8 protein-coding genes are annotated in these 10,846 nt (G+C 74.6%); 4 read left to right on the forward strand and 4 right to left on the reverse strand.

Annotated elements, in window-relative coordinates; genetic code table 11:
* Window positions 1-189 precede the first annotated feature (189 nt).
* Entirely contained in the window at window positions 190-1,017 is an 828-nt protein-coding gene (locus C9F11_RS30595; RefSeq protein ID WP_138962285.1) for an enoyl-CoA hydratase family protein, read from the forward strand.
* Window positions 1,014-3,323 carry a bifunctional salicylyl-CoA 5-hydroxylase/oxidoreductase gene (locus tag C9F11_RS30600; RefSeq protein ID WP_171075877.1) on the forward strand — a complete coding sequence of 770 codons (2,310 nt, stop codon included), beginning with the start codon at window positions 1,014-1,016 and terminating at the stop codon, window positions 3,321-3,323. Before C9F11_RS30595 ends, C9F11_RS30600 begins: the two co-directional genes overlap by 4 nt.
* Here the strand turns inward: C9F11_RS30600 and C9F11_RS30605 are convergent.
* Complete coding sequence (locus C9F11_RS30605) at window positions 3,313-4,122, reverse strand: PaaX family transcriptional regulator C-terminal domain-containing protein (RefSeq protein WP_138962286.1); 810 nt, start codon at window positions 4,120-4,122, stop codon at window positions 3,313-3,315. The two genes, C9F11_RS30600 and C9F11_RS30605, sit on opposite strands and share 11 nt — an antisense overlap.
* A gap of 9 nt (window positions 4,123-4,131) precedes the next feature.
* Entirely contained in the window at window positions 4,132-5,841 is a 1,710-nt protein-coding gene (locus tag C9F11_RS30610; RefSeq protein ID WP_138962287.1) for an AMP-binding protein, read from the reverse strand.
* Between the two features lie 135 nt (window positions 5,842-5,976).
* On the opposite strand from C9F11_RS30610, the gene C9F11_RS30615 reads away from it, so the two are divergent.
* Both C9F11_RS30615 and C9F11_RS30620 read left to right on the forward strand, forming a co-directional pair.
* Window positions 5,977-7,203: an acyl-CoA dehydrogenase family protein gene (locus C9F11_RS30615; RefSeq protein ID WP_138962288.1), complete on the forward strand. Its 1,227-nt coding sequence runs from the start codon at window positions 5,977-5,979 to the stop codon at window positions 7,201-7,203.
* Complete coding sequence (locus C9F11_RS30620; RefSeq protein WP_138962289.1) at window positions 7,200-7,598, forward strand: RidA family protein; 399 nt, start codon at window positions 7,200-7,202, stop codon at window positions 7,596-7,598. The genes C9F11_RS30615 and C9F11_RS30620 overlap by 4 nt, the downstream gene beginning before the upstream one ends.
* A gap of 179 nt (window positions 7,599-7,777) precedes the next feature.
* Here C9F11_RS30620 and C9F11_RS30625 read toward each other — a convergent pair whose 3' ends face one another.
* Both C9F11_RS30625 and C9F11_RS30630 read right to left on the reverse strand, forming a co-directional pair.
* Window positions 7,778-9,214 (reverse strand): hypothetical protein, encoded by a 1,437-nt coding sequence (locus C9F11_RS30625; protein ID WP_138962290.1) that lies wholly within the window; start codon window positions 9,212-9,214, stop codon window positions 7,778-7,780.
* Between the two features lie 69 nt (window positions 9,215-9,283).
* Window positions 9,284-10,813, reverse strand: coding sequence for a UDP-N-acetylglucosamine 1-carboxyvinyltransferase (locus C9F11_RS30630; RefSeq protein ID WP_138962291.1), 1,530 nt, complete (start codon window positions 10,811-10,813; stop codon window positions 9,284-9,286).
* Window positions 10,814-10,846: the final 33 nt, after the last annotated feature.

A 10,846-nucleotide genomic window follows, 5' to 3' on the forward strand; every position in this document is an offset into this window, starting at 1 on the left:
CCTTCAACCGTACGAATCCTAAGCCGAGTGGCGACAGGGACCTTGGTCGGGCTGCCCCGGGACCACCGGCATCCCTGTCGCGGGGCCGTCCCGCACGGCTGTTATCGCGTACTCGTGACGACAGTCATGGAATGGTGATAACTTCGAAGAGGGAACCCCCGTCGCACTCCGCCGAGGAGGCCGCACGTCATGAGTCCCTTCACCGGCTCCGCAGCCCGCACCCCCGAGTGGGAGCATCTGCGCCTGACCGTCGACGAGGGCGTCGCCACCGTCACGCTCGCCCGCCCCGACAAGCTCAACGCGCTCACCTTCGGCGCGTACGCCGATCTGCGCGACCTGCTCGCCGAGCTGTCCCGTACGCGGTCCGTGCGCGCCCTCGTGCTCGCGGGCGAGGGCCGCGGCTTCTGCTCGGGCGGCGACGTGGACGAGATCATCGGCGCCACGCTCGCCATGGACACCGCCCAGCTGCTCGACTTCAACCGCATGACCGGCCAGGTCGTGCGGGCGCTGCGCGAGTGCCCCTTCCCCGTGATCGCCGCCGTGCACGGGGTGGCCGCGGGCGCGGGCGCGGTCCTTGCGCTCGCCGCGGACTTCCGGGTCGCGGATCCGTCGGCGCGGTTCGCGTTCCTGTTCACCAGGGTCGGTCTGTCCGGCGGCGACATGGGCGCCGCGTATCTGCTGCCGCGCGTGGTCGGGCTCGGGCACGCCACCCGGCTGCTGATGCTCGGCGAACCGGTGCGCGCCCCCGAGGCCGAACGGATCGGTCTGCTCAGCGAGCTGACCGACGAGGGCAGGGCCGACGAGGCCGCCGCCGCCCTCGCCCGCCGCCTGGCCGAGGGCCCGGCCCTGGCGTACGCGCAGACCAAGGCCCTGCTCACCGCGGAGCTCGACATGCCGCTCGCGGCCTCCGTGGAGCTGGACGCGGCCACCCAGGCGCTCCTCATGAACGGCGAGGACTACGCCGAGTTCCACGCGGCCTTCACCGCGAAGCGCGCCCCGAAGTGGCGGGGGCGGTGACCGTGGCCTCCGCGCCGACCCCGGCCCCCGCGCCCTCCGCCGTGCGCCGCGTCGCCGTCATCGGCGGCGGCCCCGGCGGCCTGTACGCCGCCGCCCTGCTCAAGCGCCTCGACCCGGCGCGCGAGGTCACGGTCTGGGAGCGGAACGCCCCGGACGACACCTTCGGCTTCGGCGTGGTCCTCTCCGACGAGACGCTCGGCGGCATCGAGCACGCCGACCCCGTGGTCTACGCGGCCCTGCGGGAGCGCTTCGTGCGCTGGGACGACATCGACATCGTGCACCGCGGCACCCGGCACACCTCCGGCGGCCACGGCTTCGCGGCGCTCGGCCGCCGGGCCCTGCTCGCCGTGCTGCACGAGCGCTGCCGCGACCTGGGCGTGGACCTCCGCTTCCGCGCCGAGGCCCCGCCCGCCGCCGAGCTGGCGACGGCGTACGACCTGGTGGTCGCGGCGGACGGGGTGCACAGCGTGACCCGTGAGGCGCACGCGGACGTCTTCAGGACCGCCGTCACCAGCCACCGCTGCCGCTACATCTGGCTGGCCGCCGACTTCGCCTTCGACGCGTTCCGCTTCGAGATCGCCGAGACCGAGCACGGCGTGATGCAGCTGCACGGCTATCCGTTCTCGGCGGACGAGTCCACCGTGATCGTCGAGATGCGCGAGGAGGTCTGGCGCGCGGCGGGCTTCGCCGACGCCGATCCCGCCGAGTCGATCGACCGCTGCGCCAAGGTCTTCGCGGACGCCCTGCACGGCCGCGGCCTGCGCTCGAACAACTCGTCCTGGCTGACCTTCCGCACGGTCGTCAACGACCGCTGGTCGCACGGCAACACGGTGCTGCTCGGCGACGCGGCGCACACCGCGCACTTCTCCATCGGCTCCGGGACGAAGCTCGCCGTCGAGGACGCGCTCGCCCTCGCTGCCTGCCTCCAGGAGCAGCCGGACGTCCCGCGCGCGCTCGCGGCGTACGAGGCCGAGCGCCGCCCGGTCGTGGCGTCCACGCAGCGCGCCGCGCAGGCCAGCCTCCAGTGGTTCGAGGAGCTTCCGCTCTACCTCGGCCAGCCGCCGAGGCAGTTCGCGTTCAACCTGCTCACCCGCAGCCGCCGCGTCACCCACGACAACCTGCGCCTGCGCGACGAGCGGTTCACGACGGCGGTGGAGCGGGACTTCGGCTGCCCCGAGGGCACACCGCCCATGTTCACCCCCTTCACCCTCGGCGGCCTCACCCTGCGCAACCGCGTCGTCGTCTCCCCGATGGACATGTACTCCGCGCGGGACGGCGTCCCCGGCGACTTCCACCTGGTCCACCTGGGCGCGCGGGCCCTCGGCGGGGCGGGCCTCGTCATGACCGAGATGGTGTGCGTGAGCGAGCGGGGCCGCATCACCCCCGGCTGCGCCGGGCTCTACACCGACGAGCAGGCCGACGCCTGGGCGCGCATAGCGGACTTCGTGCACGACCAGTCGCCCGGCACCGCCTTCGGGGTCCAGCTGGGCCACGCGGGCCGCAAGGGCTCCACCAAGCTCATGTGGGAGGGCATCGACGAGCCCCTGGCGGAGGGCAACTGGCCCCTGGTGGCCCCCTCCGCGCTGCCGTACACCTCGCGCAGCCAGGTCCCGCACGCCCTGCGGGCCGACGAACTGCCCGCGCTGCGCGAGGAGTTCGCCGCCGCGGCCCGGCGGGCGGCGCGCTGCGGCTTCGACCTCCTGGAACTCCACTGCGCGCACGGCTACTTGCTCTCCGGCTTCCTGTCCCCGCTCACCAACCGCCGCACGGACGCGTACGGCGGCTCCCTGGAAGCCCGGCTGCGCTTCCCCCTGGAGGTCTTCGACGCGGTGCGCGAGGCCTGGCCCGCCGACCGGCCGATGACGGTCCGCGTCTCCGCCACGGACTGGGCCGAGGGCGGCACCACGGCCGACGACGCCGTGGTGCTCGCCCGCGCCTTCGCGGCCCACGGCGCCGACGCGATCGACGTCTCCACGGGCCAGGTGGTCTCCGACGACGCCCCCGCCTACGGCCGCTCGTACCAGACGCCGTACGCGGACCGCATCCGCAACGAGACCGGCGTCCCCGTGATCGCGGTCGGGGCCATCTCGTCCTGGGACGACGTCAACTCCCTGCTCCTGGCGGGCCGCACCGACCTCTGCGCCCTGGCCCGCCCGCACCTGTACGACCCCCACTGGACCCTGCACGCGGCCGCCGAGCAGGACTACCAGGGCCCCGCCGCCCCGTGGCCCCGCCCCTACCGGGCCGGCAGCCGCCGCCCCCAGACGGGCCGCACGGACGCCCCGAAGCCGAGGCTCAGCCTCTGAGCACGAACTCCGAGCCCGCTCGGTGGAGGCGGTCGTGCAGGCCCTGGAAGACCTCCGCCGAGCGGGTGCCCGGCCAGTACGCCGGGAGGAGCTCCGGGGGCAGGCCCGGGTCGACGTAGGGGAGGTGGCGCCAGGTGTCGAGGGCCAGGAGGTAGTCGCGGTAGGCCTGCTCCGGGGGCGTGTCGGGGCGGGCGTGCCAGGCGCGCAGGACCGGGCCGTGGCGGTCGAGGAAGGCCTCGTGCTCCTTGGCGATGGCGGAGAGGTCCCACCAGCGCGACACCGCCTCGGCGGTGGGGGTGAAGCCCAGGTGCTCGCCCCGGAAGAGGTCGACGTACGCCGTGAGGCCGAGGCGCTCCAGGGTGTGCCGGGTCTCGTCGTGGAGGCGGGCGGGGGCGATCCAGACGCCCGGCGCGGCCGTGCCGAAGCCGAGGCCCGCCAGGCGTGAGCGCAGCACGTGCCGCTTGTTGCGCTCCGCCTCCGGGACGGAGAACACGGCCAGCACCCAGCCGCCGTCGCGGCGTCCGCCCGCGGCCGGGTAGATGCGCCGGTCGCCGTCGTCGAGGAGCTGCCGCGCCTCCGCGGACAGCTCGTACCCCGCGGCCCCGCCGGACGTGCGCGCGGGCACGAGGAGCCCGCGCCGCTTGAGGCGGGACACGGACGAGCGGACGGACGGCGCGTCGACGCCCACCGGCGCGAGGAGGCGGACGAGTTCGGCGACCGCGACGGGGCCGGGGGCCGCCCGGCCGTACGCGCCGTAGAACGTGACGATCAGGGACCTGGGGGCGTGTTGCTCGGACACGTGATCACTCTAGGCCCCGGACGCGGGCCCCGGTTCCGGAAGTGGATCTTCCGCGCCGGGCGCCGCCCCCGGTTCCCGCAGGCGGAAGCGTTGCAGCTTGCCCGTGGCCGTCCTCGGGAGGGCGTCGAGGAACTCCACGGCGCGCGGGCACTTGTAGGGCACCAGCTCCGCCTTGACGAACGCGCGCAGGCGCTCGGCGTCGGGGGTCGCGCCCTCGCGCAGCACCACGTACGCGACGGCGATCTGCCCGCGTCGCTCGTCGGGGCGGCCGACGACGGCGGTCTCCACCACGTCCGGGTGGCGCAGCAGGGCCTCCTCGACCTCGGGGCCCGCGATGTTGTACCCGGCCGAGATGATCATGTCGTCCGCGCGCGCCACGTAGCGGAAGTAGCCGTCGGCGTCGCGGACGTAGGTGTCGCCGGTGACGTTCCAGCCGTGCCGGACGTAGTCGTGCTGCCGGGGGTCGGCGAGGTAGCGGCAGCCGACCGGGCCGCGCACCGCGAGCAGGCCCGGTTCGCCGTCCGGCACGGGCGCGCCGGAGGCGTCGACCACGCGCGCGTGCCACCCGGGCACGGGCAGGCCCGTGGTGCCGGGGCGGATCGCCTCGTCGGCGGCGGAGATGAAGATGTGCAGCAGCTCCGTCGCGCCGATGCCGTTGATGATGCGCAGGCCCGTGCGCTCGTGCCAGGCCTGCCAGGTCGCGGCGGGCAGGTTCTCGCCCGCGGAGACGCACCGGCGCAGCGACGACACGTCGTGCGCGGTGTCCCCTTCGGGCGCGTCGAGCGCGTCCAGCATCGCCCGGTACGCCGTCGGCGCGGTGAACAGCACGCTCACCCGGTGCGCGGCGATCGCGGGCAACAGCTGCTTCGGGCCCGCCTGTTCGAGCAGTACGGAGGCCGCGCCGACGCGCAGCGGGAAGATGACGAGGCCGCCCAGGCCGAAGGTGAAGCCGAGCGGCGGGCTGCCCGCGAACACGTCGTCACAGCGGGCCTTCAGGACGTGGCGCGCGAAGGTGTCGGCTATCGCGAGCACGTCCCGGTGGAAGTGCATGCAGCCCTTGGGCCGCCCCGTCGTGCCGGACGTGAAGGCGATCAGCGCCACGTCGTCGGCCGCCGTGTCCACCGCCCCGTACGGCTCCGGCCGCCGGGCCGCCGCGCGGGCCAGGAGGTCGTCGGGGCCCTCGCCGCCGTACGTCGTCACGCGCAGGCCCGGCACCCCGGCCTTGATCAGGTCGTCGACCGCGCGGGCGTCGCACAGCGCGTGCGAGACCTGTGCGATCTCGCACATCGTGGCCAGCTCCTGCGCGCGCTGCTGGGCGAGGACGGTCACCGCGACCGCGCCCGCCTTCATCACGGCGAGCCAGCAGGCGGCGAGCCAGGGCGAGGTGGCGCCGCGCAGCAGCACGCGGTTGCCGGGCACCACGCCCAGCTCGGCGGTCAGGACGTGCGCGATCCGGTCCACGCGGTCCTGGAGCTCGCCGTACGACCACGCCGTGCCGTCGGCGGCGACGAAGGCGGGCCGGTCGGCGCCGTACCGCAGGGCCGAGGCGTCCAGGAGCTCGGCGCCGCAGTTGAGCCGGTCGGGGTAGTGCAGCTCGGGCCGGTCGCGCACCAGCGCGGGCCACTGGTCGCGCGGGGGGAGGTGCTCACGCGCGAAGGTGTCGACGTGTCCGGTGGGCGCGGCGCCGCTGTCGCCGTAGGTTGCCCCTGTGGTCCGCATGGCGCCTCGCCACCTTTGCCGTCGGGCGTAGTGATGGGCTCGCCCAACGAGCGTATCGTGTTGGTGACGGCAGTCAACACTGCGCGATAAGACTCCGGGGTGCGGCTCCGCGCCCCGCGCCAGGGGAGGCCCGAGATGACCGACGTGCCGACTGTGTCACCTGCACCGGATGTGCCGGTTCCACCGCCTTCGCAGGCGTTTCCGCAATTTTCGCTCGGCCCGGAGCAGACCGCTCGGCGTGACCGGCTGCGGGAGCTCGCCGAGACCCGGCTCCGCCCCCTCGCCGAGAAGGGCGAGCCGGGGCGCGTGAACCGACCGCTCACCGAGGCCCTCGGCGAACTCGGCCTGCTCGACGGGCTGTTCACCGCCGGGGCCCTCGACCTGTGCCTGACCCGGGAGTCGCTCGCCCGTGGCTGCACGGAGGCCGAGACCGCGTACGCCCTCCAGGGCCTGGGCGCCTACCCCGTGCACGCCTACGGCTCGGCGCGGCTGCGCGAGCGCTGGCTGCCCGGCGCGCGCGAGGGCCGCGCCGTCGCCGCCTTCGCCCTGTCCGAGCCGGGCGCGGGCTCCGACGCCGCGGCCCTCGCGCTGCGCGCCGAGCCCGAGCCCGGCACGGCCGGAGCCTGGCGCCTGACCGGCGAGAAGGCCTGGATCTCCAACGCGCCCGAGGCCGACTTCTACACCGTCTTCGCCCGCACCACGCCCGACGCGGGCGCCCGCGGCGTGACCGCCTTCCTGGTGCCCGCCGACCGTCCGGGCCTGAGCGGCACCCCGCTCGCGATGCTCTCCCCGCACCCCATCGGCACCCTCGCCTTCGACGGCGTCCGCGTGACCGCGGACGACCTCCTGGGCGAGGCCGACCGGGGCTTCGGCGTCGCCATGGCGACCCTCAACCGCTTCCGCCCGAGCGTCGGCGCCTTCGCGGTCGGCATGGCCCAGGCAGCGCTCGACGCGACCCTCGCGCACACCGCGCGGCGGGACGCCTTCGGCGGCAAGCTGAAGGACCTCCAGGCGGTGTCCCACCAGGTCGCGGAGATGGCCACGCGCACGGAGGCCGCGCGGCTCCTGGTGTACGCGGCCGCCGCGGCGCACGACCGCGAGGAGCCCGGCATCGCGGGCCGCGCGGCGATGGCGAAGCTCTTCGCCACGGAGACCGCCCAGTACGTCGTCGACACCGCCGTCCAGCTGCACGGGGCCCGCGCCCTCCAGCACGGGCACCTGCTCGAACACCTCTACCGTGAGGTGCGGGCGCCGCGCATCTACGAGGGTGCGAGCGAGGTCCAGCGCGCCGTCATCGCCAAGCAGTTGTACGCGTCCGCCCCCGCCCCCGCCCTCGCCCTCGCCCCGGAGGAGACCGCGTGAGCCTCGACCGTCTGAACCCCGCCGGCCTCTCCCCGGCCACCGGCTTCAGCCACGCCGTCGTGGCGACCGGCGGCCGCGTCGTCTTCCTCGCCGGGCAGACGGCCCTGGACGCCGACGGCAAGGTCACCGGGGCCACGCTGCCCGAGCAGTTCGAGCAGGCCCTCGGCAACCTCCTCGCCGCCCTGCGCGCGGCGGGCGGCACCCCCGCGGACCTCGCCCGCGTCACCGTCTACGCCACGGACGTCGCCGACTACCGCGCGCACGCCCGTGAACTGGGTGCCGTCTGGAAGCGCTTGGCGGGCCGCGACTATCCCGCCATGGCGGTCATCGGCGCGGTCCGCCTCTGGGACGAGGAGTGCCTCGTGGAACTGGACGGCTTCGCGGTGCTGCCCTGACCCCTGCCGGGAGCTCCCCAGTCCCGCCCCTTCCCGAAACTGGGGCTCCGCCCCAGACCCCGCTCCTCAAACGCCGGAGGGGCTGTATCCAGCCCGTCCGGCGTTTGAGGACCGGGGGTACGGGGGCGGAGCCCCCGAAGCGGGAAGGGGTGGGCCTGGGGCGCCCCGCGAGGGCAGGCCTAGCGTGGCGGGGCGAACCTGCGGGTGGAGAAGACGGCGTCGTCCTTCGGGCCCGCGCCGTCCGTGATCCACCAGTGCGTCGGCACCGACCCGTACGTGTCGTACAGCTTCGGCGAATGCCAGGACAGGACCACCTCGTCCGCGCCGCCCCCGTCGAGGTCGGCGGCGGAGTGCACCAGCCACTGCCCGCTCCCCGCGGGGATCCGCTTGCCGTCCACCCGCGCGGGCGGCGTCCGCAGCAGGCGCGCGACCCGCCGGTCGCCCTCGTAGAGGACGGGACCCCGGCGGCCGCCGAACAGCAGCGCGTCCCGGCCGTCGCCGTCGTGGTCGACGGCGGTGTAGGCCCCGGCCACGCGCTCGGCGGGCCGGTACGTGCGCACGGGACCGCCGCCGCCCGGGTAGACGGCGTAGCTCCCGGCGACGTCGGGCGCCTCGGCCCCCGCGTCCGGTTCGTCGTTGCGGCCGCCGTCGTCGCCGACGGCGAGGTCACGGGCGCCGTCCCCGTCGAAGTCGCCGAACGCGTAGCCGTTGCCCGCGCGCACCGGGCGGCTGGTGGCGGCGAGGCCGCCGCTGGGCCGCGCCGCGAAGTACTGGCCCGCCGACTGCTCGCCGTCGTTGCCGTAGTGCGCGTACAGACCGGTGGTGCGCGGCTTGCCCGAGGGGGCGATGTCGTCGGCCCGGAGGCTGCTGTACGAGGTGTACCGCGGCCGCGGCAGGGTCCGCCGCTCGGTGCGCGCGGCCGCGCCCGCGCGCGTGAACGGGCCGAACAGCAGCACCACGGACGTCCCGTCGGCCCGCAGGCCCGCCAGGTCGTGGCGGCCGTCGCCGTCGAAGTCGCCCCGGACCGTCGCGGCGAAGCCGGCCGTCGCGTCCGGCGCGGGAAGGCGGAGCCGGGTCGGGGCCGCGCCGCGCCGGGGCCCCGTGGGCCCGCCCCAGTTGACGTACTCGACCACGCGGTTCCCCGCGGGCGCCTCCTCGCCGGTGCGGGTGACGAAGTCCGCGAAGCCGTCGTCGTCCAGGTCGGCGGTGGTCCCGGGGTACGGCGGGGTGTTCCCGACGGCGCTGGGGTCGGGCACGCCGAGGTCCTCGGTGGTGTACAGGGTCCGCGTCGTCGGGTCAGGACCGCGCGGGGAGCCGAAGACGACGGCGATCTGCGGCACCGCGCCGTGGCTCGCGGGCCAGGCCACGGGCACCTGCATCAGCAGGTCGGGGCGGCCGTCGCCGTTGATGTCGTCCGGGTCGCCGGAGCCCCGGCCGGGGGCGGGCGCGCGGCTCTCGGCCGGGACGACGTCCGGCGTCCGGGAGGACCCGGACCGCTCGCCCTCGCCGTCGCGGGACCCGGAGCCGCCGGACCCGCCGGACCCGCCGCCGCACCCCGCGACCAGCGCGAGGGCGGCGAGTACGGAGACGGCGCGGGCCGCGGTGCGAGGAGTCATGGGGGACACCCTCACACCGCGGCCCGCGCCGATTCCACACGGATGTGCGAGCGGCCGGACGGGACGTCCTCAGATGTCCCGGAACGTCTCGATCTGCGCGCCGACGGAGTTCAGACGCTCCGCCAGGTCCTCGTAGCCGCGGTTGATCACGTACACGTTGCGCAGGACCGACGTGCCCTCGGCCGCCATCATCGCGAGCAGCACGACCACGGCGGGGCGCAGCGCGGGCGGGCACATCATCTCGGCGGCGCGCCAGCGGGTCGGGCCCTCGACGAGCACCCGGTGCGGGTCGAGCAGCTGGAGACGGCCGCCGAGGCGGTTCAGGTCCGTGAGGTAGATCGCGCGGTTGTCGTAGACCCAGTCGTGGATGAGGGTCTTGCCCTGCGCCGAGGCCGCGATGACCGCGAAGAAGGGGACGTTGTCGATGTTCAGGCCGGGGAACGGCATGGGGTGGATCTTGTCGATGGGCGCCTCCAGCTTGGAGGGGCGCACCGTGACGTCCACCAGGCGGGTGCGGCCGTTGTCCGCCGCGTACTCCGCCGAGCGGTCGTGGTCGAGGCCCATCTCCTCCAGGACGGCGAGCTCGATCTCCATGAACTCGATCGGCACCCGGCGGATGGTCAGCTCGGACTCGGTGACCACGGCGGCGGCGAGCAGGCTCATCGCCTCGACCGGGTCCTCGGAGGGGGAGTAGTCGACGTCCACGTCGATGTCCGGCACGCCGTGCACGGTCAGGGTCGTGGTGCCGATGCCCTCGACCTTGACGCCGAGCGCCTCCAGGAAGAAGCACAGGTCCTGGACCATGTAGTTGGAGGAGGCGTTGCGGATGACCGTGGTCCCGGCGGAGCGGGCGGCGGCGAGCAGCGCGTTCTCCGTCACCGTGTCGCCGCGCTCGGTCAGGACGATCGGGCGGTCGGGCGTGACGTCGCGGGCGACGTCCGCGTGGTAGAGCCCCTCGGTCGCGGCGATGTCCAGGCCGAAGCGGCGCAGCGCGATCATGTGCGGCTCGATCGTGCGGGTGCCGAGGTCGCAGCCGCCCGCGTACGGCAGGCGGAAGCGGTCCATGCGGTGCAGGAGCGGGCCGAGGAACATGATGATGGAGCGGGTGCGGCGGGCGGCGTCCGCGTCGATGGCGTCCATGTCGAGCCGGGCGGGCGGCACGATCTCCAGGTCCACGCCGTCGTTGATCCAACGGGTGCGGACGCCGATGGAGTTGAGGACCTCCAGGAGGCGGTAGACCTCTTCGATGCGGGCGACGCGGCGCAGGACCGTGCGGCCCTTGTTGAGCAGGGAGCCGCAGAGCAGGGCCACGCAGGCGTTCTTGCTGGTCTTGACGTCGATGGAGCCGGAGAGGCGGCGGCCGCCGACGACTCGCAGATGCATCGGACCCGAGTACCCGAGCGAGACGATTTCACTGTCCAGCGCCTCGCCGATCCGGGCGATCATCTCAAGGCTGATGTTCTGGTTGCCGCGCTCGATGCGGTTCACGGCGCTCTGGCTGGTGTTGAGCGCCTCGGCCAGCTGCGACTGTGTCCAGCCACGGTGCTGCCGGGCGTCACGAATGAGCTTGCCGATGCGTACGAGGTAGTCGTCTGCCATGCGCCAGAGGCTATCTCAGATATGAGATGAGGT

Origin of the sequence: Streptomyces sp. YIM 121038, from assembly GCF_006088715.1 — a bacterium.
GTDB lineage: Bacteria > Actinomycetota > Actinomycetes > Streptomycetales > Streptomycetaceae > Streptomyces.

Excerpts from the sequence above, each read along its gene's own strand:
- C9F11_RS30595 (WP_138962285.1), top strand. The coding sequence starts at position 190 with ATGAGTCCCTTCACCGGCTCCGCAGCCCGCACCCCCGAGTGGGAGCAT.
- C9F11_RS30610 (WP_138962287.1), bottom strand. The coding sequence starts at position 5,841 with ATGCGGACCACAGGGGCAACCTACGGCGACAGCGGCGCCGCGCCCACC.
- C9F11_RS30615 (WP_138962288.1), top strand. The coding sequence starts at position 5,977 with ATGACCGACGTGCCGACTGTGTCACCTGCACCGGATGTGCCGGTTCCA.
- C9F11_RS30625 (WP_138962290.1), bottom strand. The coding sequence starts at position 9,214 with ATGACTCCTCGCACCGCGGCCCGCGCCGTCTCCGTACTCGCCGCCCTC.
- C9F11_RS30630 (WP_138962291.1), bottom strand. The coding sequence starts at position 10,813 with ATGGCAGACGACTACCTCGTACGCATCGGCAAGCTCATTCGTGACGCC.